Origin of the sequence: Frondihabitans sp. PhB161, assembly GCF_003814635.1 — a bacterium.
GTDB lineage: Bacteria > Actinomycetota > Actinomycetes > Actinomycetales > Microbacteriaceae > Frondihabitans.
The window spans coordinates 1,672,853-1,696,705 of sequence record NZ_RKQW01000001.1; the positions used below are offsets into that span (position 1 = coordinate 1,672,853).

Genomic DNA, 23,853 nt, shown 5'->3' on the forward strand with positions numbered 1-23,853 from the left:
GAGTACCAATCAAATACGAATCGCGTTCATCACGCTGGTGTCGGCGAGAGTCGTCGTATCGCCGATCTCGCGCCCCTCGGCCACATCGCGAAGTAGCCGACGCATGATCTTGCCGGAGCGCGTCTTCGGCAACTCCTGCACGATCATGACCGTCTTGGGCTTCGCGATCGATCCGATCTCGTGAGCAACGTGACCCCGGAGGGCCGACGCCGCCTCCTCCGGCGACATCGAGCCCGCCTGTGAGGTGCGGAGGATCACGAACGCGACCACCGCCTGCCCGGTCGTCTCGTCGGACGCCCCCACGACAGCGGCCTCGGCCACCAGCGGGTGCGATACGAGTGCGGATTCGATCTCGGCGGTCGAGAGTCGGTGGCCGGAGACGTTCATGACGTCGTCGACGCGGCCGAGCAGCCAGATGTCGCCGTCTTCGTCTTTGCGCGCCCCGTCGCCGGCGAAGTAGACAGTCGGGCCGAACTTCGACCAGTAGGTCTCGACGTACCGGTCGGGGTCGCCCCAGATGCCGCGGAGCATCGACGGCCAGGGCTCGGTGATGACCAGCAGCCCGCCCTCGCCGTGGCCGACGGGCACACCGGCGTCGTCGACGACGTCGATCGCCACACCGGGGAGGGGAACCTGGGCGGCGCCCGGCTTCAGGGTCGTGAGCCCGGGCAGCGCCGAGATCATGATCGAGCCGGTCTCGGTCTGCCACCAGGTGTCGACGACGGGCGTCTTTCCGCCTCCGATCACGTCGCGGTACCAGACCCAGGCCTCCGGGTTGATCGGCTCGCCCACGCTGCCGAGCAGTCGGAGCGATGACAGGTCACGTGTCGCCGGGATCTGCCGCCCGGCCTTCATGAAGCCGCGGATGGCCGTCGGGGCCGCGTAGAAGAGCGTGACGCCGTACTTCTCGATGATGTCCCACCAGCGCCCGGGCTCGGGGGAGTCGGGGGTGCCCTCGTAGAGCACCTGCGTCGCCCCGTTGGCGAGCGGGCCGTAGACGACGTAGGTGTGCCCCGTGATCCAGCCGACGTCGGCCGTCGACCAGTAGACGTCGGTCTCGGGGTGCAGATCGAAGACGTTCTTGTGCGAGTAGGCGGCGCCGGTCAGGTAGCCGCCCGAGGTGTGGAGAATCCCCTTCGGTTTGCCCGTCGTGCCGCTCGTGTAGAGGATGAAGAGGGGATGCTCCGCCTCGAACGCCTGGGGCTCGTGCTCGTCACCGGCCTCGGCCAGGAGGTCATGCCACCACGCGTCGCGGGAGTCGTTCCAGTCGATGTCGTTGCCGCCGCGCTTCACGACGACGACCTTCTCGACGCTGCTCGAGCCGTGCAGGGTCTCGTCGAGTGCCTCATCGACCGCGGGTTTGAGGGCCGAGACGGCACCCCGACGCCATCCACCGTCGGCCGTGATGACCACCTTCGCTTGCGCGTCGTCGACACGGGCACGAATGCTCTCGGCGCTGAAACCGCCGAAGACGACGGAGTGCACGGCGCCGATCCGCGCGACGGCGAGCATCGCGACGACGGCCTCGGGAATGAGCGGCAGGTAGATGATCACGCGGTCGCCGGCCACGACGCCGAGCGCCAGCAGCATGTTGGCGGCCTTCTTCACATCCGCGGTGAGCTCGGCATACGTCAACGTGCGGGTATCGCCGGGCTCACCCTCCCAGTGGATGGCGACTCGATCGCCGTTGCCGGCCTCGACATGACGATCGAGGCAGTTGTAGGCCACGTTGAGTGTGCCGTCGTCGAACCACTTCGCAAAGGGCGGGTTGGTCCAGTCAAGGATCCTGGTGAACGGTTTCGACCACGACACCGACTCGCGAGCCTGCTCGGCCCAGAATTCGAGTCGATCCTGCTTCGCCCGGGCCACCAGGTCTTCCGTCGCGACCGCCGATCGGGCGAACTCGGCAGAGGGGGAGAACCGCCTGGTCTCGGTGAGGAGATGGTCGATGTTGTCCGGCATGGATCCTTCTTTCGCGACGGTGCGAGGTATCGACACACGACACGTGTGGCTCCCGGGAACGATACTCCGGGTCGGGATTCGGATCGACGCGAAATCGCCGATGCCAGCCGGTTGCGCCGCGCGCGTTTTGGGGTACACTCGTTCTTGTCGGACTTGTTCCGGCAGGTACCGCCCACGATTCCCCCCAATCGCGCGGTACCGTGGCGGCACCCGTTCCCCCCAACTGGTGCCGCCCCTCTCGTTTAACCCGCCGGTCGGTTTTCGCCGCCCGCGGGTGACGGTCACAGCGATGGTCAGCGGTTCGCTTCTTACTGGACGAACCGCCAAGAAGCTCAGCTGCCCCGGTCTCCACAAGCGCGCTGGCGCGCGGAATTCTCCACCCCCGCGGCCGACGTGCGCTCAAGCCGCAGCGGCGATTTACCGTCGACCATGAATTCACCTCAGCACCGGTCGCCTACCGGGTCAGCAGCCGTGTCGTTCCTTCCCGAGCACGACCGACCGCCCGGTCACTCACCCGTCCGATTCGTGCCGTCACCCCTCGGCTCGTCGACCGCCGACCGGGGGACGACTGATCAGATCGGGGTACGAAACGGGGTACGCCGAACCGTACCCCGCCAGTTCGGCCCGCTCCGCCCGCTGATCGCCGATCCGAGCGTCACCGACCTCTTCGTGAACGCGACCGGCGAGGTCGTCGTCGACCGGGGCGCCGGTCATGAGCTCTTCGACGATCTCGTTCTCGGAGAACCGGCCGCCCGGGCGCTCGCGACCGCTCTCATCGGCGCGGGCGGCCGACACGTCGACGAAGCGAACCCCTGCGCCGACGTGCGACTGGCCGACGGGATCCGGGTGCACGCGGTGCTCCCTCCCATCTCGACCGGTGGTGCCCTGCTGTCGATACGCGTGCCCGCACTCGAGCCGCTCTCGCTGGACGACCTCGAGACTTCCGGCGCCTTCGCGACCGTGCCCCGCTCTCTGCTCGTCGACCTCATCCATCGCCGAGTCAACCTGCTCATCACCGGTGCTGCAGGCTCGGGCAAGACGACACTCCTCTCGGCGCTCCTCGCCGAAGCCTCACCCACCGATCGCATCATCACGCTCGAAGACGTCGCCGAACTCCGCATCGATCACCCCCACGTGGTGTCGCTCGAGACTCGGCAGGCCAACCTCGAGGGCGCCGGAGAGATCGGTCTGGCCCGGCTGGTACGCGAAGCCCTACGGATGAACCCGGGTCGGCTGATCGTGGGGGAGTGCCGCGGGCCCGAGATCAGAGAGCTGCTGACAGCGCTCAACACGGGGCACGACGGAGGCGCCGGCACCCTGCACGCCAACGGACTCGATGCTGTTCCGGCACGACTCGAAGCCGTGGGTGCTCTCGCCGAGCTCTCGCCCGCGGCGGTCGCCCGCCAGGCGGTGTCGGCGTTCGGCGCGGTCGTCCACCTGAGCGTCGGCCCACTCGGGCGTCGGGTCTCCGGCGTCGCGCGCCTGACCCTCGACGACGACGGACGCCTCACCACGGAGGCGTACCGGTGAGTCGTCGCGCACATGGTCCCGGTTCATCGACATCGGTGACGTCGGCCGCGCGATCGCTTGAGAGGCTTGCGGTACTGCTCGAGGCGGGGATCGCGCCGGCCGCCGCGTGGAGGCATCTGGCCGAGTCGACTCTCGAACCGGACGAGCGCAGGATCCTGGCGCTCACCGCCGACTCCCTCCGCCGCGGGCTCGTCGGCTCGGCGGCGATCTCCTCCGCGTGGTCCGACGCGCGCGCCCCGGTGGTCGCCCGCGCCCAGTGGCTGCAGGCCGCGGCAGCGTGGGAGGTCGCGGAAGCCTCCGGCGCCCCGCTCGCGCACTGCCTGCGGTCGAGCGCCGAGTCGGCGCGGGTGCTCGTGCAAGCCCGTCGAGACGCCCGAGTCGCTGCCAGCGGGCCGGTGGCGACGGCACGGATCGTGCTCGCTCTGCCGGCGTTCGGGATCCTCGTCGCTTTAGGGCTCGGAATCGATACGGTGCGGGTGCTCGCCTTCACTCCGATCGGCTGGGTTTGCGTGGGCGTGGCCGGTGCCCTCGTGCTGGCGGCCCGGGCGTGGAACCGGCGGCTTCTCGCCGCGGCGGCGCCGCCCGATGGGATTCCCGGGCTCGACCTCGAGCTGATCGCGCTGGCGATGCAGGGTGGCGGCGCCTGGGGAGAGGCCCGGGCCCGGGTGAGCGCGGCGCTCGAGCGGCACTGCGCGGGGCTCACGATCCCCACCGCTGCGGCCGAGATCGATGCGCTGGTCACCCTGTCGGAGAACGCGGGGGTGCCGGCGGGAGGGCTGCTCCGGTCGGCCGCCGACGAGCTGAGGCGCGACTCTCGCGCAAGGGCCGAAGAGGCCAGCGAGCGGCTGGGCGTTCGACTCATGCTGCCGCTCGGCGTGTGCATCTTGCCGGCGTTCCTCCTGGTCGGGGTCGTGCCGCTGATGGTGGCGCTCCTCGCCTCCACCGGGCCGATCGGGTGACGGGTTCTCCACCTCGTCGACCGGAGCAGCCGGATCCTGCCCCCGCCTCGATCAGGCTGGAGTCACCGACGAAAGGACATCCGTGCTCATCCCCTCTCTTCCTTCTTCTGTTGCCCTCCACTTCTCGCGCGGTCGAGCTGCCCTACGGCGGATGGACCTCGCCGACGACACGGGTGCCGCGACCGCCGAGTATGCGGTCGTGATCATGGCCCCCCGTTTTCGGTTTCCCCGTCTGCAGGTGTGAACAGGCGTGCATCGAACCGTCCGGCAATGTGGACGTGGTCGGGACGGGACGCGGCGTAAGGCCCGGCCATCTGCACCTCAATGCCCAGAATTTCGATCACTTCGCGGCGCTGCTCACGATCCATGCCCCGGAGCCTTCCCTTGGCCCTCTCGGCAAGCTGCACGATGTCGGTAAGGCTCTGGGCCTTCGCGGTCTCCGAGGCCAGGAGAAGGGCGTAGGCGGCTTTGCGCTCGCGGAGGTCGGCCAGCTCCTTGCTCAGGCCCGAGACTGCCTGGCGCAGCGGTTCCGGGTCGTCGGCCAGCAGAATTTCGCGAGATGCTCGGCCCAAAGCTCGCTCCCACTTCTCGATCTGCCGGTCGATCCCTGACACGGCGTCGGCGGTCCCCGACACAGTCGCATCTGCGGGCACTTCGAGCCATTGACGGGCAAGGGATTCGAGGCGATTTGGATCACCGAGGAGTTGCTCGACCTGAGCCCACACGCGAGCGTCGAGGTCCTGCACCTGCACCTGGACACAGGAGCATTTGTCCTTGCCCTTGAGGTGCTTCCGCCCAGAACAGCGATACACGTCGTAGTCCTTCCCAGCAGTGCTGACGCCGTAGTAGACCTCGCCACACTCACCCTTGAGGCGAGTCGCCAGCATCTGCTTCACCTCTGGTCGAGACTGGCCCCGCGTACTGCGGCGAGCGAACTCCCGGATCAGGGCCAGATGCTGTCGTCGGGTAAGCGGAGGGTCAACCAGCTGGAGTTCGATGGGATCGCCGTAAAGAGGTTTGCCGTGCCGGTCGAGTTTCGTGTGGTGGCTCCGCTTGTACATCGACCCGGATTCAACCGCGCCCCAGATGGTCTTCCCCGTGTAGAGCACGTCGTTCGCGAAGGTGCGACGGAGGACTTGCGGATCCCAATGTGCCCCGCCTGCGCGTCCCCGTTCGAGATTCTCCTGGGCCGACCGAGTAAGCATCCCAGCGTCGTTGAGGCGGTCGGCCACTTGCCCCGCAGTGAGGTGCTTCCGGACCAACAGGTCGTAGACGAGGCCGATGACGTGCCGCTCACGTTCGTCAGGTACGGGTCGGGCGTTCCGGCCCACATCTTGGAGTCGCCAGCCGAAGGGAGGCTTTCCGCCGGGCCAGTCTCCGTTGGTGGCTTTCGCCCGCTGCCCGCCGACAGTGCGGCTGACAATCACGTCGCGTTCCATCTCCGCGAATCCAGCCAGCATCGTTCGCATGAGCCGTCCCTGTGGGGTCGACATGTCGATCTGCTCTTTGACTATGAGCAGTGGAATACCCAGCGCCTGCAGACGGTCGGTCTCCGCGATGGCGTGCCCGGCATTGCGGGCGAACCGGTCGAGCTTCGCCACGACAACTGCGCCGACGGTGCCCGCCTGCGCGTCGGCCAACATGCGCCGCCAGGCCGGGCGCTCGTCGGAGGTGCCCGACAGGCCCTCGTCGGCGTACACCTCGGCCACAACCCAGCCGGGGTGCCCGGCGATTGCCGCCTCGCAGACGAGACGCTGTTCCGCCAAGGAGGTGTTGTCGACCTGATCGGACGTTGACACGCGCAGGTAAATAGCGGCTCGGACCGTCTCCGCACTGGTCTTCATGATCGGCGCTCCTTGGAGTTGCGAGCCTGCCACGCGTCCACCGCGGGGCGGGTCGAGTTGAACGCGCTACTCGCGCGGAACAAGGCGACGACGCTGGCAAACCCGAGGTGGCCGCGGACGTGCCGCGCCGTGTTGATTGCCATGTCTTCTGTGGCGTCGGCCCACCCGGCGGCTTCGTCGATATGCCCCGCCCGGAGTGCCATACGGCATCGTCGGGCGAGGTCTTGGCATGCCTGCGCCATCTCAGTGGCGCGGGCGGACGGGTTCAAACTTGAGGCGGTCATAGAGGGTTCCAATCTCTGCTGGTGGTGAGTGGTTCAGCTCGGTGTGTTCACCTGTTGGCGTTCCCAGGCGATACGAGCCTGGGTGGCGGTCGTCGCGGCCTCGACGGCTTGCACCGCGGCCTTGCGGACCTCGTCGAGGGGGATGCTGCTTTCCGTGCCGATGGAGCGGGAGAGGTCAGGGTGGTCGGTGCCGACTAGGCGACCAATTGCCAGAACGACAGAATTGCCGCGAGTGACGGGCCGTAGCTCCGTGATTCGGTAGGTCTCGATCACGTCCACCATCTCGATCGGTGCGTGCCGGTCAGCACGGGTCCCGTAGCCAACGGTTTTGGTAATCAAACCGTCGAGACCAGCGACCTCAGCTTTCGCGGCCTCTGCCCATTCGTCGGCGCGATCAGCCCAGGCCGCGGCCTCGGTCGTCCGGCCCGCTTTAAGGTCGCGAAGTGCGTTGACCGCGGCTTCCACGGCGCGCTGTCTGGCATGCTCTGCGCGATCTGCGGGGGTGCTGTCGGTGGTGTCCATCGAGGGTTCCAATCTCATGTGATATATCAATTCAATCACTTGCGATCGGTTTCGCATAAGTACCCGGGCCGGTCACCGGTCACCCCGGCGGAACAACGCCGCGGGGCCTCCGGAAGACCGGCGGGACCATTAGTCGCCCGGCCCACACCCCGCCGGACTCCGGCCAAAAGTCGACGTAGGCAGCGCAGTGCGCCAAGACGGGGCAGTCCCAACAACGGTCGGCGGCGATTGCTTGTGCTCGCGGGTCGCTGGAGGTCCAGCCGCCCTCGGGGTCTTCGACGCATGGCACGGCGAGGGTCGAGGTTTCGACGGCTGCCAGGAGGGCGCCGTGGGCCTCGCGTCGCCCCTCCCGCGCCTCCCGCTGGGCCTCCGTCAACCTGTCGACGCCCGGCTGGTGTTCTCGGCGCTTCGTCACTCGAAGGTCTCCGGAGCGCCCTCTGGGGCTTTAGGCGGGGCCCAGCGTTCCGAGATTCCGCCGAGGAACCACAATTGGAAGATCATCGTGGCGCGCTCATAGCGCTCCGGACGCCACCCCGGCAGGGTCGCTATCCACCGCCGAAGGTCAATGTTGACGTTCCACTTGTTGAGCCGGTGGGCGTCCTTCGCCAGGCCGATAGCTGCCATCGTCAAGGCAATGGGATCTTTACCGAGCCCGTGTATCACCACGGTTGTACGGGGAGCCCGGGCGGGATCAGTTGTCGCGACGTAATCGCCCTTCTGGTTCAGGCCGATGAATGCGAACGGGCCGGTCTCGGGCCTGCCCTCGGTCCACAACTGCTTGACGGTCCCGACCCAGCAGACGGTCTCGGTCTCAGTAATAGTGATGGCGAAGGAGGCGCGAAAGCCCTCCACCCGGTGATGGCGGCCCCACGGTTCTGAACCGCGAAACTGCTTGGGGTCCCGGGGTGCCCCGGCGGAACCGGCAGTGCTGCTGTTCGTCATGTTGTCTTCCTCAGGTTTGTTGTCGTTCTCAGTCATCGGTTCCGCCCGCCGTTCGTCTCGCGTCGAACCTGCGGGTCAAACTTCTTGCGGGCCATCCGATGGTGAGGACGGCAGAGACCCCCGAGCCACACATCGCGCTCGCAGCAGGCCACGAAACAGGTCTTCGCTTCTTGCGCCGCGGGCGGGAACTCCGAAATTTCCTCGTAGTTACGGGTGAGCCAGTCGGGTGTGGGTTTGCTGGCGGTCATGAGAGCCCTCCTTGGGCCGAGTCGTGGGAAAGTTCGATTTCTCGTTGAAGGTGAGTGCCTCGCGCGCGAGAGGTGTCTGGAACACCGGCCACCTGCTGCCGAGGCTGCCTTCGAGGGCGCTCCGAGCAGACCGGGTGACGTGGTGACGTGGGTGACGTGTCTCTCGGGGACCCGGGTCGGTCGGGGGTTCTCCGGACCTCTCCCGGGCTCCTACCCCCTTCTTTCAAAATTGGATGGACGTCCCGAACCCCCGTTTGGAACGTCACCCGCGTCACCCGCGTCACCTCCCGCGTCGTTCCGGGCCTCTCGGGGTGACGCGGGGTGACGTTGTGGGTGACGCGGGGTGACGTGCCCCTCCCCAGGAACGTCGCCCCGGGGCCGGTCACGACTCGCTCCCGTCGAGCGGCACGGTGAACGACGAGCCGGGCCGGTAGAACTCCAGCTCGCGCTTGGCTCGGGTTCGGACCGTGCGCACTTGGTAGCCGAGGGCGTGAAGAGGTTCGGTGTTCTTCTGGAGCAGGGCCGTGAACGCCGATTGTGACTGTGGCCACCAGGACCGACGGTCCTCTATCGACGCCCGATCGCTGTGAGCGCGGGCCTGCTGCCACGCCTCGGTGGAGGCGAGGCGGAGCGGCAGGGTCTCGCCCGCCAGCCAGTCGGTCACGGCGGACACGAAGGGGTCGGAGACTGCAGCCTCGACCATGACGTTCTGCACAGACTCCGCAAACAGGTCGGCGGTCGCGGGGTTGTAGGCGTGCAGCACGTCCTGAAAGTCGGCCATTCGCACACGGTCGGCGTCCCGGGCGCGGCTCGTAGGCAGATTGCCGAGCACCCCGACCAAAGCATCCATGAGGCCTCCGAGGATGGCCGCATGAGCGGCGTCGAACTCCTCCCGTATTTGCGCCTCGGTGCGTCTGGCGCGGCTCTCGATTCGATCGCAGGCGATCGGGATTAGCCGTTCGAGCGCGTCGGCTCGCAGGTTCGGCTGGGCGACCGCGGTAAGTGCCCCGGTTCGGCGGAACGAGACTGTGGCCTGGTCGAAGTCGCTGTACAACTCGCGCTTCACGACTTCCTCGCCGGTCACCATGCGGCAGAGTCGGTCGGAGACTTCGTCGGACGCCTTGGTGATGTTGTCCCAGCCGACGAGGTAGCGCCCTGCGGCCATCGCTTGCTCGTCGCCCTCGTTGCGGCCGAATGAACTTCCGAGTTCCGCCCTCGGGTCGAGGACGGAGAGTACGAGTCGGGCGCGCGTGGTCTTGGCCGACCCGGGCTGTCCGGTGAAGGCGAGAAGCGGCCTCGGGATGGTGGGGAAGCAGGCTGCGATGAGCCAACCTGCGACGAGCCTCCAGCGGCTGTCCTGTGCGGTCCAGCCAAGGAATTCGCGCAGTTGCCCGAGGTGACCGTCGGCCGTGGGGGCGGGTAGGGGCTTACTGGTGCGCGTGATGCGAAAGAGGATGCCCGCCGGGGGCCGGTTTTGGACCGTCCAGCCGAATGCGGTGATGACTACGCATCGGGCCGTTCCGGGTTCCGCAAGGTCAAGGACGAGCGTCCCGGGGCGCTCTGCGATACGGAGTTCGAGAGAGTGGACTGTCGGCTCAACCTGTGCTTTGGCGTAGATCGTCTGAAGCGCAAGTTCGACTGCCGCGCCGCCTGCAGGCTCGCCCTGGTCGAACATGGTCGCAATGACGTGTGACCGGAGACGACCGCCGCCGTTCGGGTTCATCATGATCGGCCGTGCGGCCCCGTCTCGATCCACGGCGAAGGGTTCCCCGTCTGGGGTCGTGTAGATGTCGAACCGTTCCTGGACCATCTTGATGATCCGGACGGACTGCGACTCCTTCTGCTCCTTGGCGGGCTTGGCAGGCTTCTCGTCGGGGTGGCGCGCCTTGTCGCCGCCCCAGATGGAATCGGCGGTCTTGCCCCGTTCAAGAGCGTGTAGGGGTTGGGGCAGTCGGTCGTTGACTTCCGTGACCGCTTGGTCGTACGCGCCGCGGTCGTCTCGGTGCTTTCGGGCGAGGTGCCCAGCGACTCGCGCCAGCCAGTCGTTGCGCCCGCCTTCCGCGGGCGGGTCGTCGAGAAGCTCCGCAAGGGTGAGGTTGCGCTGGGGTGTGCTGATCCCCGGGACCGTTGCGCGCTTCTCGCCCTGGCGGGTAGTGACAACCTCGACGAGAGCAGGCGACGCCTCGGGTATTTTGGCGAATGGCGGGAGCGTGCCGCCCGCCGTTCTCTCGTAGGTCTTGCCACGGACTACCGAGCCGGGGCCGACAATGTAGCCGCCCTCGGAGCGAATGTCGACGTGATCAGCGACCTGACTGGCGTTGGTCTGTACTGCCGGGCCACGCCAGATCAGGTGCCGTCCACCGGTCGGCGTGGTCACCTCGACGGGCGGGCCGATTGGTAGTCCGTGCGTCCGTTTCGACCAGTTCGCCTCGCCTGGCACGGGGTTTCCGTGCTTGTCGCGCACGTCGATGTCGACCACGATGAGCCCGTGGCCGGTTGCCACGCCCACGTTGGCGTTGGGGTACCGGTCAGCCCACGCCCGAACTTGAGCCTCGTCGGTCGTGGCTTCTTTGAGACCTGCCGAACCCTTGATCGGTACTTTCGTGCCTGGGGCGAGGGGGAAGACGTGATAACCGCCGTCGAGCAGGGGCAGGGCGCGGCGCAGGAAGGGAGCGAGCGATGCCCCTCCGTCTTGCATCTGCTCCGGAAGAAGGCGCGTCATCGGCGTGCCGACGGGGCGTCGTCTGCCGAGAACAGCAACGCCAACAGGCGTTCGAATTGGTCGTCTGGGATTGCGTTGTCAGTTGAGCCAGCGAAAGGCATGGTGGTCCCTCAGAGACCACTCGCTGTTTCTCTCTCGGCGCGGGCTGACAACCCCTGCGCTTACAGTCACGTTCGCAAGACGAGTGCTTTTGTAGGCTCTGGTGTCTGCCGGACCACTGACTTTGTGTTGCGTCGCCCGCCACCTCCGTTTCAGATGGCTCAGGGTCGTACCCAGGCTGTGGCCGGTTCTCAGACGTGACGTAGAACCGTTGTGATGTTGTTCCACCAGGAAACCACGCCAGGGACTACTCGCACAAGTTCGTCATGCGACGCCCTGGACAACGCTCGACCCCCGACACCAGAGCGGTAGACGGGGGTCGAACTCAACATTCACAACATGAGCCGGGAGACCCACTCCCAGGGAATCACGGCGTGATTCCGCGGCACAATTCCCGATACACCTCAGCCCCCGATCCGAAGACCAGGGGCTGAGGGTGGATTGGAACCCTTGCACCACGCCAGTGGGCAAGTTCCAGCCAAGCATGCGTGACTCTGCCGCACAATTGCCGCCGTCAGTCAGGCTCCGGGTCAGAGCGCTTCATCAATGCTCGGATGTCGCCCTCATGCTGCAACATCCACGCCACCGCCGAGTTGAGAGTCCCGAAAGTTCGAAGCCATGGGCGCTTCCCCGCCGCATCCCTGCAGTGGGCGTAAGCATCGAGCACCCAAACGCCGTTATCCGAGCGGGCCAGGACCCAGCCGAGAGGTGGGGCGGGTTTCTGCTCGATCAGCCAAAAGCCGAAGCTGCCGTGCGCGTACGGGTGCGATTGCGCCGGTCGCCTCAGGATCCTGTCAACGGTTTCACCACTGTTCTGCACACCCATGTGGACACATTGGCCGGAACCACCGACAGTGCCTTCGCCCTGCCTCGACTCGCTCGGGCTAGGAGCGGATGAGTTGGGAGAGCGAGACGGCCAGCGCGACAACTGTCGCGGCTATCGCGGCGACTCTGGGTAAGCGTTCGAGACTTTTCGATCTAGCCCCTGGGACCACGCGCTGGACAGCAATGTCGAGAAGGCTATTGGTAACGCTGGCCCTTCCTGGTCGGCCATCTGTAACGAAAGAGAATTCGGCCGAAGCACCTCTCGCGATCTTCTGCGGCAGGATCTGAAAGCCCCGCGCAGTCGGCAGGGCCGAAAGCTTGCCCGTCACTTGGAAGGAACCTTCAAGCACGTCCGCGGCGAAGTCAAAACTGACCGGCATTCCTCCGTCGAAAGACGCGGAGCCAATGTCTGCGCGACTCCGGGACTCTACGGTCCCGATCGTCAGGAACGGTTCTGCAACCGCCACATCCCTGTAAAGAACCTTGAATGAATCTGAACGGATGGCGACGAGTCGGCCTGACTTTCCGAAGTAGGCCAAGGATCGCTTGGGTGTCTGCCGCCTAAAGATCACCACGGCAACCACAACGCCGACCGCGGTGACGCTGGCCCCAACTATTGCCCAGAAAATTCCCCAGTCCATGTTGAGACTCTATCGACAACGGACAACCGGACAGGGCACGGCGGCCCTCCGTGGGGCTTCTCGCCCTCGCAGATTGCGCGAGACCCCAGCGAGCGCCGACGCGATCCCTGCAAATAGCCTCGGGCCGTTTGTGCGAGCCTTCTCGTATGAGTCTTGGTCAGATAATCGCTCTAGTTTTGGGAAGCACGGCAGTTGCCGCCGTTCTGAGCGCGGTGATCACAGGTTTATTCAATATGTTGAATGGCAACAAGGTGGAGCGGAATCGCCTCGCCATCTTGGACCAACAGCGATTGACAGAAAATAGCAATCTCCTCTCGAAGCTTGCGGCCACAGCACACGGCAGACCTGCTGATGGGCGGGATGGGGCGGGAACAACTGAGCAGATCGTGGCTGTCGAAATGATCACTGCTCTCGGCAGTGCTTACGAGCCGCTCCGCAGAGCGGCTTATTCGATGCTGACCAACATCCCGATCGATCTAAGCGTCGACTCAACAAACGCCGAAGGGCTCCAGCGAATAAGGGGCGCTGCTAGTCATGGAGCGAAATCTCTAGAGGCCCTTCCGGACTTCGATCCGGAGGGCGTCTAGCAAGTCACATGCGAGCGAGGATGTCGGCTTTCTTCGCGTCGAACTCCTGAGGAGTCAGGATGCCGGAATCGCGCAGACCAGCTAGCTTCTGCAGCTGATCTGCAAGGTCGGGCGCAGCCGCTACCGTCTGAGGCTGGTGTGCCGTGCGGACGGCATCGGTCAAAGCGTCGGCCAATTCTTGGAACTCGGCCTGCTGCTTCTTTGTAAAGATCACCGAGTTCTCGTCGGCCGCAGCGCCGGTTACGCGTGACCCCAACTGGTTATTCCGTTGCGAGACCTCGCCCTGAACACTGAACTGTAAGTAGCCGTTAACCAGTGCACTAGCAGGCTTGAACTGCACCGCCCCGATGGAGCGAATCGGCAAACTCTTGGTCGAGCGTCCCTGTCCGATCCTGCCGAAGAATCCTTCGCGAGTGATGGCGACGGTCTCGCCGTCGAATGTGATCTGGCCGTTGTGGCCCTTTACTGAATAATCCATGAGCACCATTCAACATTGACGGTCCGGCAAGGGGAAGGTCCCCCGTCGAGGATCGCGGCTCAATATCAGCGCTCGGTCCCTCGAAGGAGTTCATCCATCCGCTCTTCCAAAATCGGCGCTGCATGCGCCAGAAGGCCAGCCGCTCGGACAACCGTGTCTAGAGGCGCAGACGAACTCGACACCGTCATAGCGCCAAAATCGACCTTGGCGCTGGCATCCTCCTCATCTTCGACCAGCCGTATCGACGCGTGAGGCACATGGAAATCGTCCTGGATTGTGTCTCTAATTCGCGCAACGTCTTGAAACACGTTGTTCGAAGACTCACCCTGGACACTAACTGAGCGGGACAGGCCGCGAAGCTCGACTGACTGGACGACGAACGACTCCAGCATGGGTTTGAGAGTGTCCCAGCGGCCCGAACCCTCGGAGTCACGGCCCTTCAAACGACGTTGGTCTGCAGTCACGAAGAGCGTCCATTCGCCTGCGTGGGCAGCGAGGCGCTGAGCTCGGATATGCCAGCCTTCTGCATTGACAACTGGCTCATCCGATGAACTTGAACTTCGGGACGGTGCGTCAACGGCCTGAATAGTGAAGGTTCGGGAAACGCCCTCGATGTTGACGGGCACTTCGACAGGAGGTGTGGGCGCGGCAACTTCAACTTCTGCCTCGGGAACTCTGGCAACGACCTGCGATCGCGCAGCCTTCCATGATCGTGCATTAGCTGCCACCAGCGGTGTGAGGTCTAGCCCGACGAGGCCGTCTGCAATTTCTTCGAGTCGTTTGAGGTCCATCAGGGCCCCAACGGCTGCCCAATACCGCTCGTCGGTGGTTATGCGTTCGTCCTGCAGTAGGAACGGCAATAGAACGCGAAGCTCACTATTCGACAGACCGCGCGTCTCTTCCAGCGCTGGTAGCTCGACAAGGTTGCCGCTAAGACCTAAGCGAATAAGACGGACCGCATCATGGAGACGAGAAGCGGCGGGAGCGAGGAAGAGGGAATCGATGGTGCTCTGGAACTCGTCGAGACTTTCTTGCGACTCGTCAGAGTTGTTACCTGAAAGTACGAGAGCTTGAGAATCCGACTCGGTCAACACTCCCTTGCCGCCGCGAAGCAAGCTGCTGCTCACAAGCTCCAATAGCGGGCTTGATGTGCGACCCGAGGAGGTCTGGCGGCTACTGGTGTTGAGACGCTTCTGGACTCCGAGGTCGGCGAATGCGCCGATTTCAGTAACGAATGCCCTTGGCGAGCTGCTGAACACGTCGCGAGCTTCCTCCACGACCGCCGGAGTCTCCTCCTTTCGAAGGCCCAGTAAGACGGGTTCGAGACCCGCCAAGGCGTCCGGCTCGTCGCCCAGAACCATCTCCGTGAGGGATGTCCGGAGATAAACCCGACGCTCCTTCTTCTTGCCCTGTTCTCGCCATCGGATGACCATGTCAGGAACGTAGGAATGGTTGAAGTACTCAGTGAAGACAATTTCAGAGTCTCGGTCCAAGTCCGAGAGCTGGTCTGCCACAGCAGTTTTGACGCCTGTGATGACGTCCTCCGGCCTGTTGGCAGACATCGCTGAATTTATGGCCGAAACCGTGTCGCGAATATCGCTCATTCTCCACCCCTACGTCCGAGAACTCCGTGGACTTTGTCTAGTTCCGCCTGAGTCAAATTCAGTTCGTGCTGTCGCGTATTCACGACGAGAACCCAAAGCCGCGCGGCAACACGAGTTAGGGTCTCTTCGTCGAGCGTGTGGTCTGTAAACCAACGGGGAAATTTTTCGACGGCTTCCTTGAGACGTTCGCGAGTTGCGAGCTTGATCCATGCGGTCTGCTCGAACGGATGCGTCGTCACCCACATAAAGTTGTATTTCGGGTCGCCCAGACCCTTGGCCTGAGCCTTCACGGTTGCGCTGTACGCGTGAGCGAGGAACTCCCAGAATTCAGCGGGCTGGCCACCACCGACACTGTCATACGTCTTTACCTCCACGTACAGAGGCTCCTTAGAAGCAAGAAACTTGCCCATCAGGTCGTAGGTCTTGATTCCATCGAGAAGATCAAGAGTGCAAACCGTCGTGTAGTTATAAGCATCGAACGACAACTCGATATGGGTGGTGCTTTCGAGCCAGCGCTTGGTTTTAAAAACACCAACGCGCCCTTTCTCGTGCGCGCCTTCGCGTAGTGACGACAACAGCTTCCCCTCAAGTGTTCAGTTTCCGTAGCGTAGCAACGCTGCCGTCCTGGAGCGCCGCCCCACGCTCGGCTCTTAGGCCTCGGCTCAGGGCGAAGTTTCGGGCGGGAATTTCGGTCCCCCGGGAAATCGAGCCGTTAGAAGGGCGTGATGTCCACTCGTCTTAGTGAAATCCACATGAGCTCGTCGCTCTCTGCTTGTGCGACCCCCACCACAACAACGCCCTGTTTGCTAAGTCGAACGTCCGTAACAAGACCTTGCTTTGTTTCGTCGTAATTGGCGGTCGCATAATCGCCACCAAACTCTTCCCGTAACCACTCAAGCCGGGCCTCCTTGTTGTTTCGGCCCGAAAGCAATCGAAGAGCCGCCACCCAACTCGCCTGACGGTCCCTGTCGCGTTTCGAAACCTCTTGTATGAATCGCTTTGCGGCTTCATGACTAGAGGACGACGTAGCCGCGGGGACCGGCTCGGACTTCGAGCGGGAGCCCAGCGTCCGGACGATTTCCAGCACTTCGTCGACCTTCTCGTCGAGACCACGAGGTGGCGTCGTCATCCCGCTCGTATCTTCCTCACGCGCCTTGATAACGGCCGCGTCTAAATCTGGCCACTCACGGTCGAACGTCGCCCTAAGTACAGACTCACCCAACGGGCGATCACATTCAGAATTGATTGTCGTCAATAAGGCCATCATGTCGTCTTTATCCGACAGGTCCGTCAGCTGGAGGTTTTTCATCGGTCCTGCGTAGTCCGATTTAGACAGGCCGACAAGGACGGGGCACAGCCGCCTATCACCGAGACGGGTGATGAGAGCGCCACTTTCAAAATTCAGCCATGGCTCGTTCTGATTCTCGGCCGTTATGAATACGAGGCCCACCTTGGCCGTCTTTAGCGCTTCATCGATGGTGGAGAACCAAGGGTCTCCCTTATCCGTGTTCGAAGATAGGAACGGGTCGGAGCACTCTTGAATGACCATCGGCAGCCACGTCGAGAACTCGGTTGCAATCGCTTTACTGGTGTTTTTCGACCAGCTAAGAAATACCTTCACGCGGCGAGCTTAGAGCGCCACAACCGGACGCATCACACCGATATTGTTGAGTCGTGCCAACATTTTCTGATCGCATGGGCTTCACAACGCCTCGCACTCTGGTGCAGCGGACCGAACTCGACAAGACGACTCGAATTGATCTTTGGAATGCGATCAGCATTGTCAGGGAGAATTACGCCGAACGTTATGGCGAAACCGCCGAGATTCTCCTTCACACCCGACTCTGGCTCTTTCATTTTCACCTCCCTCACGATGAACAGCCGTCCACTTATAGAGTCTGGGACCACATTAAGTCGCGGGTTCTCGATGGCACTTTCATTGAGGCTATGAACATGCTCGAAGATTTTCTCTTCTACCTCGAACCCGACGAGGATAGTTACCAGTCTTCGGAGCTCTTCGAATGGGTCCGCGACGCCGTCAACGCGCGTCTGGAATCGAATATGGTCGGCTACCGCGTTATGGACGCGCAGTTCGTTCCTTTCGACAGCGAGGTCGAGGTTGGGGCAGTCGCTGAAGCTCTTGAGGGAACAGCTCCAGCCGTGGCGCGGGAGCATCTGAAGACTGCGTTGGGATTGCTCTCCGACCGCGACAACCCGGACTACCGAAACTCGGTCAAAGAATCGATCACAGCCGTCGAGTCACTTGCGCGCAGCATCGCCGGGGGTAAGACGTTGGGAGAAGCTCTTCCAAAGCTATCCATTCAGGGAATCGAGACTCATGGGGCACTCGTGAATGCCTGGAAGGGTTTCTACGGATACACGTCCGACGCTGGTGGAGTTCGTCACGGCAAGGACACCATCGCCAAGGTCGACCAGGCCTTCGCCAAATACGTGCTTGTCATCTGCTCCGCGTTTGTCACTTGGCTGACCGAGGAAGCGCGCATCGCCGGCAAGTTGTGAGCTTGGGTACGCGGGAGCGCCGGAACTTGGAAGTATTCCGGCGCTCGAAAGACGATTAGGAGTTACCCGCCACCGGCCCACTTGAGGCCAGACGCGGACCGTCTGGGGAGCCGTCGTTGAACTCGCGGGTGGTCTGCGCCTCATGCTCGGCCTTGCGGCGATCGAAGTCGGCTTGCGCCAGTTCGAGTTCGCCCTCTTGCCGTTGCAGGCTCATGGCCTGCGCCATCTGCATCATCGAACCCATGATCGACTTGGCCTCGTCAATCGGCGTCGTGTCCGGGCCATCTACCCTTGCCAGGTTCACGTAAGACCGCACCAGGGCGTCGAGGCCTTGCGCCGCCGCCTGGAACCCACGCGGATTCAACTCTCGGACCAAGCGCAGGCGGGCCTCCTCAATGTCCGCGAGCATCCGTGCGCCTAGAGCGCGGCGACGACTTTTTGCATCCACGGAAGATACCTCCGCCGCCCGCGCAGTGGACGTCCGGTCGAACCCCAAGTTCTCGGACGCCGCCACACGGCTGACCGTGGTCGGGGACACACCTACTACTCGGGCAATCTCGTTGCGCCCGCGTTCCTGCCGAACGAGGTCGACAATGTTCTGTCGCTTGGCGGCATCCAGAGGCATCAGCGGTCACCAAAGACACGGGAAGCGTCCACATGCTTGCGGGCGCTCTCGAACTGCGCGTCGAAGGCCAGGCCGGACTGCACTGTCTCGTGGTCGTCCCGCGACGCGCTGTACAGCGCCGTCAGAGTGTTGACGCTGGGGTTGGGGAAAGGCTCGGTGGTCTCCGCGATCACCCCACGCCAGGCGGAGTTGTACGTGGCCGACTTGTCGAGCTCTGCGGCGGCGACGGCGGACGGGTTGCCGAGATCGGCCAGGCGCGACATGGCCAGGTCGGTAACTTCTGCCACCACTGCCGCGGGGTCGTCGTTACCTTTGTCGATCAGGTACGTCGGGTAGCGGTCCATGATGGCCGCGATCCGCAGGGGCGTGGCGTTCTCGACTAGCTGGCCGATGCCCCGCCCTGAGCGGAGCAGCGCCTCGACCTTCGCCCACTCATTGCCGACCGTAGCCACGGTGTCAGCGTTGGTGGGGACGAGCCCAGCCAGCGCTTCCTGGCGTTTCGCCTCGGCCTCGTCCGACCCCTGGCCCGACTCCGCGGGGCTCACCTTCTGGAGTTCCTTTCGGGCCGCAGTGAGGCGGCGGGCCCGCTCCTGCTGGAGGGCCTGAGGCGTCAGGTCGGCGTTGTTGTATTCGACCGCGGCGCGTTCGGCGGTCTTGAAGCGGCGGAATGCATCTGCGAGAGAGGTCATTTTGGTTCCTATCGTGGTTGCCCTGTTGGGCGGTGGCCTCGCCAGCGGAAGCCGACGAGGAAGTCGGTCTAGGCGGCGAGCCGGAAGTCGAACGCGGGAAAGCCCAAGACGGGGCGGGATGGCGGGTGTCGCGTTCGCGGGCGTGCTCGTATCGATCGTGCGCTCGGGCCAGGTGCAGGCCATGCTGACCGACCTCGTGCAGAAAGCGCTGACGGTCGCGTGAGCGCGACGATCGAATTCGCGCTCGTGGCGCCGGCCGTCGCAGTGATGATCGGCGTCGCCGTGGCGGCGGTCGGCGCCGCGGGAGAGTCGATGAGGCTCGCCGATGCGGCGGGCGCCGCGGCCCGCGCAGCCGGTCGTGGTGACGACCCGGGTGCCCTCGCCCAACGGCTCGTGCCCGGGTCACGGGTCGAGGTCGCGGGCGACGATCCCGTCTGCGTTCGGCTCGGCCGCACCGTCGCGCTCGGCTGGTTGACGAGTGGCCTCGACCTCTCGGCGCGAAGCTGCGCTCCCGGTGGCGGGCTCTAGCGCCGTGCCGCTCGCGAAGGTCGCGGCGCGCCCGGTTCGTTCCGCTTATATGCAGTGCTCGTTCTCGGGGTGGGCCGACGCGCGCGGCAGCGTCTCGGTCGTGCTCGCGGGGGCGATCGCCGCGGCGACCCTCCTCGTGCAGGGGGTGGTGGCCTCAGGCGCTTTGCTCGTGGCGCGACACGCCCTCGCGGCGACCGCCGACTCGGCCGCCCTCGCGGCTGCCGACGCTGCCGTGGGCCTTCGCGCTGGGCCGCCGTGCGACGCCGCTTCGGCGCTCGCGGAGGCTCAGGCGGCCGGGCTCGATGCCTGTCGGGTGGAGGGCGACACGGTCACCGTCCGCGTGTCGCGCGGGGTGGGGCTGGTGCCTCTCGCCGCGGTCGCGACGGCCGGTCAGCCACCCGGTTCTCTCGGCGCGCCCACGGTCGGCTCCAAGAAATGAGGAGCAAGACCCCGGCAGTAGGTGTGTATGGTGTGGCTGTCGGATGCGGCGACTCGCTCGATCTCTCGGATCGGCAGGCGACGAGGCCGTCGCGCATCGCGAACGACGTGGGCCCAACCAGGCCGACACCGCGTCTCCAAGCCGTCTGCACCGTTTGCAGGCAGTCCTTCTGTTCCACCATTCAAGGAGTCCCGTGCCAGGCACGAAGAAACTGGTAATCGTCGAGTCGCCCGCGAAGGCCAAGACGATCGGTCAGTATTTGGGCAGCGACTACGAAGTGCTGGCCTCCGTCGGCCACATCCGCGACCTCGTCGAGCCCAAGAACCTCCCCGCCGACAAGAAGAAGGGCTCGCTCGGCAAGTTCTCCGTCGACGTCGAGAACGGCTTCGAGCCCTACTACGTGGTCTCCGACGCGAAGAAGAAGACGGTCGCCGACCTCAAACGCGCGCTCAAGGGCGCCGACGAGCTCTACCTCGCCACTGATGAGGACCGCGAGGGCGAGGCCATCGCGTGGCACCTGTTGCAAGAGCTAAAGCCCAAGGTCCCCGTCAAGCGCATGGTCTTCCACGAGATCACCAAAGACGCGATCCAGAAGGCCCAGGAGAACACCCGTGAGCTCGACACGGCTCTCGTCGACGCCCAGGAGACGCGCCGCATTCTCGACCGTCTCTACGGCTACGAGGTCTCGCCCGTTCTCTGGCGCAAGGTCGGGCCGGGTCTTTCCGCCGGTCGTGTGCAGTCGGCCGCTACCCGTCTCGTCGTCGACCGCGAGCGCGAACGCCTCGCGTTCGTCTCGGCCAGCTACTGGGATCTCTCCGGCATCTTCAGCCCCACCGAAGAGCGCTCGCCGTTCCCGGCCCGCCTGGTGCGGGTCGACGGCAGCCGGATCGCCAGCGGCCGCGACTACGACGACCGCGGAAACCTCAAGGGCGACGCGGTCGCCCTTGACGCTGACGCAGCCCAGGCGCTCGCCGCAGCCCTCTACGCTCCCGGCGTCGACGTGGTCGTCCGGTCGGTTGAGGCGAAGCCGTACACGCGTCGCCCCGCCGCCCCGTTCACGACTTCGACCCTGCAGCAGGAGGCCGCCCGTAAGCTCCGCTTCTCGGCCCGCCAAACCATGAGCGTGGCGCAGTCTCTCTACGAGAACGGCTACATCACCTACATGCGAACCGACTCGCCGTCGCTCTCGCAGCAGGCGATCACTGCGGCACGCAACCAGGCCTCCTCTCTCTACGGGGCCGACACGATCCCCGAGAAGCCGCGCCTCTACACAGGCAAGAGCAAGAACGCGCAGGAGGCCCACGAGGCCATCCGCCCCTCGGGAGACACCTTTAAGACGCCGCAGCAGCTCGAGGGCACCCTCCGCGGCAACGACTGGAAGCTCTACGACCTGATCTGGAAGCGCACCGTCGCCTCGCAGATGGCCGACGCGAAGGGCTCCACCGCCTCCGTGGTGGTCGCCGCGACGACCGAGGCGCCCGTCACCGGCATCGCCAGCTCCGGCCCGAAGGGCACGATCGCCGAGTTCGTCGCGACCGGCACCGTCATCACGTTCCGCGGCTTCCTCGCGGCCTACGAGGAGGGGCGAGACGAAGACCGTCACTCCACTGACGCCTCGAAAGACGACGCCAAGCTCCCCGTGCTCAAAGAGGGCCAGAAGCTCTCGATCGACGACGTCGAAGCCAAGGGTCACGACACATCGGCACCCCCGCGCTACACCGAGGCGAGCCTTGTCAAGACGCTCGAAGAGCTCGGTATCGGGCGCCCCTCGACCTACGCGGCCATCATGTCGACCATCGTCGACCGTGGTTACGTGACTCCCCGGGGCACCGCACTCGTTCCGAACTGGATCGCCTTCTCCGTGGTCAGGTTACTCGAGGAGTACTTCGGCGACCTCGTCGAGTACGACTTCACCGCGGGCATGGAAGACGACCTCGACCTCATCGCCGGCGGAGAGGCCGACCGCGTCGACTGGCTCAACGGGTTCTACTTCGGCAACGAGTCGCACCGCGGCCTCCGCAAGGTGATCGACAACCTCGGCGAGATCGACGCGCGTGAGATCAACTCGATCGCTCTCGGCGAAGGGTTGACGTTGCGCATCGGTCGCTACGGGCCCTACCTCGAGACTCCGAGCGACGACCCCGAGACCCCGCGTCGCGTCAACGTGCCCGAAGACCTCGCTCCCGACGAGCTGACACCGCAGCGTGCCCGCGAGCTCATCGACGCTCCCGTCGTCGGCGACCGGGTGCTCGGCCTCAACCCCGAGACGGGCAAAGAGGTGCTGGCGAAAGACGGCCGCTTCGGCCCCTACGTGACCGAGCGCACCCCCGAGGTGCCCGAGGCGGAGCCCGCCGTCGACGCGGCCACCGGCGAGGTGCTCGAGAGCGCACCCGAGACCGACACTTCCGCGACCGCCGCTGCCACCGAGACGGCTGCTGCCGCCGGTGCGACCACGGCGAAGGCCCCGGCCAAGAAGGCGCCCGCCAAGAAGACGCCGAAGAAGGCCGCCCTGCCGAAGGAGCGGACCGCCTCGCTGTTCAAGTCGATGGACGTCGACTCGATCGACCTCGCAACCGCCCTGCGCCTGCTCGACCTGCCTCGCACCGTGGGTCTCGACCCGGAGTCAGGCGACGAGATCCAGGCCCAGAACGGCCGCTACGGCCCCTACCTCAAGAAGGGCACCGACACCCGGTCGCTCACGAGCGAAGACCAGATCTTCGACATCGACCTCGCGGGTGCGCTCGAGCTCTACGCGCAGCCGAAATACGGAGCGAAGCGTGCCTCCAGCGCCCTGAAGGAGTTCGAGGCACCCGACCCGGTGAGCGGCAAGGCGATCAAGATCAAAGACGGTCGCTTCGGTGCCTACGTCACGGACGGTGAGACCAATGCGACGATCCCGCGCGGCGAGACCGTCGAAGAGGTCGACTTCGATCGCGCCGTTCAGCTGATCGCCGACAAGCGCGCCAAGGGGCCCGCGGTCAAGAAGGCCCCGGCGAAGAAGGCACCCGCCAAGAAGCCCGCGGCGAAGAAGCCCGCAGCCAAGAAGCCGGCCGCGAAGACGACGGCTGCCAAAACGACGGCCGCGAAGACGACCGCTGCCAAGACGACGGCCGCGAAGACGACGGCTGCTAAAACCGCCGCGGCGAAAAAGCCGGCGGCGGCGAAGACCACCGAGTCTGAGTAGTGGCGGGTCTCTTCATCACGCTGGAGGGGGGCGACGGGGTCGGCAAATCGACCCAGGCCGCCCTCCTCGAGGCGTCTCTCACCGAGGCCGGGCACACCGTCGTCCGCACCCGCGAACCCGGCGGCACCGACCTCGGCGGTGAGATCCGCTCGATGGTGCTCCACCGCCGCGGCCACATCGCGCCGCGCGCCGAAGCCCTCCTCTACGCCGCCGATCGCGCTCACCACGTGGCCACCGTCGTCCGGCCGGCCCTCGAGCGCGGCGAGGTCGTGCTCCAAGACCGGTACCTCGACTCCTCCGTCGCCTACCAGGGGGCCGGCCGCGTGCTCGGAGCCGAGGAGGTCCGTGACCTGTCGCTGTGGGCCGTCGAGGGGCTCCTGCCCGACCTCACCGTGCTGCTCGACCTCGACGAGACCGCGAGCAGGTCGCGCCTCGACTCGTCGCGCACCGAATACGACCGGCTCGAGGCGGAGGCCGCCGACTTCCACGCGCGAGTCCGCCACGCCTTCCTCGACCTCGCCGCGGCCGAACCCGACCGCTTCCTCGTGCTCGACGCCTCCCGCGACCGCGCCGACATCGCCCGCGCCATCGGCGACCGGGTCAGAGAGCTTCTCGGCTGAC

General features: G+C 65.1%; 24 protein-coding genes. 9 read left to right on the top strand and 15 right to left on the bottom strand.

The features are described 5' to 3' along the window. Nucleotides 1–9: 9 nt before the first annotated feature. Complete coding sequence (gene acs / locus EDF39_RS08010) at nt 10–1,962, bottom strand: acetate--CoA ligase (RefSeq protein WP_123941935.1); 1,953 nt, start codon at nt 1,960–1,962, stop codon at nt 10–12. A gap of 429 nt (nt 1,963–2,391) precedes the next feature. Between acs and EDF39_RS08015 the strand changes: the two genes are divergently transcribed. After that, entirely contained in the window at nt 2,392–3,492 is a 1,101-nt protein-coding gene (locus tag EDF39_RS08015; protein WP_123941937.1) for a TadA family conjugal transfer-associated ATPase, read from the top strand. Nucleotides 3,493–3,527: 35 nt separating this feature from the next. Beyond that, complete coding sequence (locus EDF39_RS08020) at nt 3,528–4,451, top strand: type II secretion system F family protein (protein ID WP_158613189.1); 924 nt, start codon at nt 3,528–3,530, stop codon at nt 4,449–4,451. Nucleotides 4,452–4,654: 203 nt separating this feature from the next. Here EDF39_RS08020 and EDF39_RS08025 read toward each other — a convergent pair whose 3' ends face one another. The 8 genes from EDF39_RS08025 to EDF39_RS08060 form a co-directional block, all read right to left on the bottom strand. After that, nucleotides 4,655–6,295: a recombinase family protein gene (locus EDF39_RS08025; protein ID WP_123941941.1), complete on the bottom strand. Its 1,641-nt coding sequence runs from the start codon at nt 6,293–6,295 to the stop codon at nt 4,655–4,657. Continuing rightward, entirely contained in the window at nt 6,292–6,579 is a 288-nt protein-coding gene (locus tag EDF39_RS08030; RefSeq protein ID WP_123941943.1) for a hypothetical protein, read from the bottom strand. The genes EDF39_RS08025 and EDF39_RS08030 overlap by 4 nt, the downstream gene beginning before the upstream one ends. A 33-nt stretch (nt 6,580–6,612) precedes the next feature. Beyond that, nucleotides 6,613–7,101: a hypothetical protein gene (locus EDF39_RS08035; RefSeq protein ID WP_123941945.1), complete on the bottom strand. Its 489-nt coding sequence runs from the start codon at nt 7,099–7,101 to the stop codon at nt 6,613–6,615. A gap of 411 nt (nt 7,102–7,512) precedes the next feature. Next, complete coding sequence (locus tag EDF39_RS08040) at nt 7,513–8,079, bottom strand: hypothetical protein (RefSeq protein ID WP_123941947.1); 567 nt, start codon at nt 8,077–8,079, stop codon at nt 7,513–7,515. Continuing rightward, complete coding sequence (locus EDF39_RS08045; protein WP_123941949.1) at nt 8,076–8,291, bottom strand: hypothetical protein; 216 nt, start codon at nt 8,289–8,291, stop codon at nt 8,076–8,078. The genes EDF39_RS08040 and EDF39_RS08045 overlap by 4 nt, the downstream gene beginning before the upstream one ends. 382 nt (nt 8,292–8,673) lie before the next feature. Beyond that, entirely contained in the window at nt 8,674–11,013 is a 2,340-nt protein-coding gene (locus tag EDF39_RS08050) for a bifunctional DNA primase/polymerase (protein ID WP_123941951.1), read from the bottom strand. Between the two features lie 613 nt (nt 11,014–11,626). Then, on the bottom strand, nt 11,627–11,938 hold the full coding sequence (locus EDF39_RS08055; protein WP_123941953.1) for a hypothetical protein: 312 nt from the start codon (nt 11,936–11,938) through the stop codon (nt 11,627–11,629). Nucleotides 11,939–11,996: 58 nt separating this feature from the next. Beyond that, the gene (locus EDF39_RS08060; protein ID WP_123941955.1) at nt 11,997–12,578 is read right to left on the bottom strand and encodes a hypothetical protein; all 582 of its coding nucleotides are present in this window, start codon (nt 12,576–12,578) and stop codon (nt 11,997–11,999) included. 146 nt (nt 12,579–12,724) lie between these two features. Here EDF39_RS08060 and EDF39_RS08065 point away from each other — a divergent pair, with 146 nt between their 5' ends. Further along, nucleotides 12,725–13,165, top strand: coding sequence for a hypothetical protein (locus EDF39_RS08065; RefSeq protein WP_123941957.1), 441 nt, complete (start codon nt 12,725–12,727; stop codon nt 13,163–13,165). A gap of 4 nt (nt 13,166–13,169) precedes the next feature. Here EDF39_RS08065 and EDF39_RS08070 read toward each other — a convergent pair whose 3' ends face one another. The 4 genes from EDF39_RS08070 to EDF39_RS08085 all read right to left on the bottom strand — a co-directional run bounded on the left by EDF39_RS08070 (nt 13,170) and on the right by EDF39_RS08085 (nt 16,868). Beyond that, nucleotides 13,170–13,643 carry a DUF4429 domain-containing protein gene (locus tag EDF39_RS08070; protein ID WP_158613190.1) on the bottom strand — a complete coding sequence of 158 codons (474 nt, stop codon included), beginning with the start codon at nt 13,641–13,643 and terminating at the stop codon, nt 13,170–13,172. A gap of 65 nt (nt 13,644–13,708) precedes the next feature. Next, nucleotides 13,709–15,247, bottom strand: coding sequence for a hypothetical protein (locus EDF39_RS08075; protein WP_123941959.1), 1,539 nt, complete (start codon nt 15,245–15,247; stop codon nt 13,709–13,711). Next, on the bottom strand, nt 15,244–15,822 hold the full coding sequence (locus EDF39_RS08080; protein ID WP_123941961.1) for a hypothetical protein: 579 nt from the start codon (nt 15,820–15,822) through the stop codon (nt 15,244–15,246). The genes EDF39_RS08075 and EDF39_RS08080 overlap by 4 nt, the downstream gene beginning before the upstream one ends. Before the next feature lie 137 nt (nt 15,823–15,959). Next, on the bottom strand, nt 15,960–16,868 hold the full coding sequence (locus EDF39_RS08085; protein WP_123941963.1) for a TIR domain-containing protein: 909 nt from the start codon (nt 16,866–16,868) through the stop codon (nt 15,960–15,962). 53 nt (nt 16,869–16,921) lie between these two features. Here EDF39_RS08085 and EDF39_RS08090 point away from each other — a divergent pair, with 53 nt between their 5' ends. Continuing rightward, nucleotides 16,922–17,767: an AbiJ-NTD4 domain-containing protein gene (locus tag EDF39_RS08090; protein WP_123941965.1), complete on the top strand. Its 846-nt coding sequence runs from the start codon at nt 16,922–16,924 to the stop codon at nt 17,765–17,767. 55 nt (nt 17,768–17,822) lie between these two features. Here EDF39_RS08090 and EDF39_RS08095 read toward each other — a convergent pair whose 3' ends face one another. Then, complete coding sequence (locus EDF39_RS08095) at nt 17,823–18,176, bottom strand: hypothetical protein (protein ID WP_123941967.1); 354 nt, start codon at nt 18,174–18,176, stop codon at nt 17,823–17,825. A gap of 215 nt (nt 18,177–18,391) precedes the next feature. Further along, the gene (locus EDF39_RS08100; protein ID WP_123941969.1) at nt 18,392–19,081 is read right to left on the bottom strand and encodes a hypothetical protein; all 690 of its coding nucleotides are present in this window, start codon (nt 19,079–19,081) and stop codon (nt 18,392–18,394) included. 118 nt (nt 19,082–19,199) lie between these two features. On the opposite strand from EDF39_RS08100, the gene EDF39_RS08105 reads away from it, so the two are divergent. The 5 genes from EDF39_RS08105 (at nt 19,200) to tmk (ending at nt 23,852) form a co-directional block, all read left to right on the top strand. Next, entirely contained in the window at nt 19,200–19,304 is a 105-nt protein-coding gene (locus EDF39_RS08105; protein ID WP_123941971.1) for a DUF4244 domain-containing protein, read from the top strand. Beyond that, nucleotides 19,301–19,609: a TadE family type IV pilus minor pilin gene (locus EDF39_RS08110; protein ID WP_123941973.1), complete on the top strand. Its 309-nt coding sequence runs from the start codon at nt 19,301–19,303 to the stop codon at nt 19,607–19,609. The genes EDF39_RS08105 and EDF39_RS08110 overlap by 4 nt, the downstream gene beginning before the upstream one ends. Continuing rightward, nucleotides 19,596–20,048, top strand: a complete 453-nt coding sequence (locus EDF39_RS08115; RefSeq protein ID WP_123941975.1) for an Rv3654c family TadE-like protein — start codon at nt 19,596–19,598, stop codon at nt 20,046–20,048. The genes EDF39_RS08110 and EDF39_RS08115 overlap by 14 nt, the downstream gene beginning before the upstream one ends. Nucleotides 20,049–20,241: 193 nt before the next feature. Beyond that, nucleotides 20,242–23,232 carry a type I DNA topoisomerase gene (topA, locus tag EDF39_RS08120; protein WP_123941977.1) on the top strand — a complete coding sequence of 997 codons (2,991 nt, stop codon included), beginning with the start codon at nt 20,242–20,244 and terminating at the stop codon, nt 23,230–23,232. Next, nucleotides 23,232–23,852, top strand: a complete 621-nt coding sequence (gene tmk / locus EDF39_RS08125; RefSeq protein WP_123941979.1) for a dTMP kinase — start codon at nt 23,232–23,234, stop codon at nt 23,850–23,852. The genes topA and tmk overlap by 1 nt, the downstream gene beginning before the upstream one ends. Nucleotide 23,853: the final 1 nt, after the last annotated feature.

What these genes read in the sequence shown, in the direction of transcription:
- EDF39_RS08065 (WP_123941957.1), top strand. Translation starts at nt 12,725, where the DNA reads ATGAGTCTTGGTCAGATAATCGCTCTAGTTTTGGGAAGCACGGCAGTT.
- acs (WP_123941935.1), bottom strand. Translation starts at nt 1,962, where the DNA reads ATGCCGGACAACATCGACCATCTCCTCACCGAGACCAGGCGGTTCTCC.
- EDF39_RS08035 (WP_123941945.1), bottom strand. Translation starts at nt 7,101, where the DNA reads ATGGACACCACCGACAGCACCCCCGCAGATCGCGCAGAGCATGCCAGA.
- EDF39_RS08060 (WP_123941955.1), bottom strand. Translation starts at nt 12,578, where the DNA reads ATGGACTGGGGAATTTTCTGGGCAATAGTTGGGGCCAGCGTCACCGCG.
- EDF39_RS08030 (WP_123941943.1), bottom strand. Translation starts at nt 6,579, where the DNA reads ATGACCGCCTCAAGTTTGAACCCGTCCGCCCGCGCCACTGAGATGGCG.
- EDF39_RS08075 (WP_123941959.1), bottom strand. Translation starts at nt 15,247, where the DNA reads ATGAGCGATATTCGCGACACGGTTTCGGCCATAAATTCAGCGATGTCT.
- EDF39_RS08040 (WP_123941947.1), bottom strand. Translation starts at nt 8,079, where the DNA reads ATGACTGAGAACGACAACAAACCTGAGGAAGACAACATGACGAACAGC.
- EDF39_RS08055 (WP_123941953.1), bottom strand. Translation starts at nt 11,938, where the DNA reads ATGGGTGTGCAGAACAGTGGTGAAACCGTTGACAGGATCCTGAGGCGA.
- EDF39_RS08050 (WP_123941951.1), bottom strand. Translation starts at nt 11,013, where the DNA reads ATGACGCGCCTTCTTCCGGAGCAGATGCAAGACGGAGGGGCATCGCTC.
- EDF39_RS08045 (WP_123941949.1), bottom strand. Translation starts at nt 8,291, where the DNA reads ATGACCGCCAGCAAACCCACACCCGACTGGCTCACCCGTAACTACGAG.
- EDF39_RS08095 (WP_123941967.1), bottom strand. Translation starts at nt 18,176, where the DNA reads ATGCTCGCGGACATTGAGGAGGCCCGCCTGCGCTTGGTCCGAGAGTTG.
- EDF39_RS08015 (WP_123941937.1), top strand. Translation starts at nt 2,392, where the DNA reads ATGAATTCACCTCAGCACCGGTCGCCTACCGGGTCAGCAGCCGTGTCG.
- EDF39_RS08025 (WP_123941941.1), bottom strand. Translation starts at nt 6,295, where the DNA reads ATGAAGACCAGTGCGGAGACGGTCCGAGCCGCTATTTACCTGCGCGTG.
- EDF39_RS08100 (WP_123941969.1), bottom strand. Translation starts at nt 19,081, where the DNA reads ATGACCTCTCTCGCAGATGCATTCCGCCGCTTCAAGACCGCCGAACGC.
- EDF39_RS08105 (WP_123941971.1), top strand. Translation starts at nt 19,200, where the DNA reads ATGGCGGGTGTCGCGTTCGCGGGCGTGCTCGTATCGATCGTGCGCTCG.
- EDF39_RS08070 (WP_158613190.1), bottom strand. Translation starts at nt 13,643, where the DNA reads ATGGATTATTCAGTAAAGGGCCACAACGGCCAGATCACATTCGACGGC.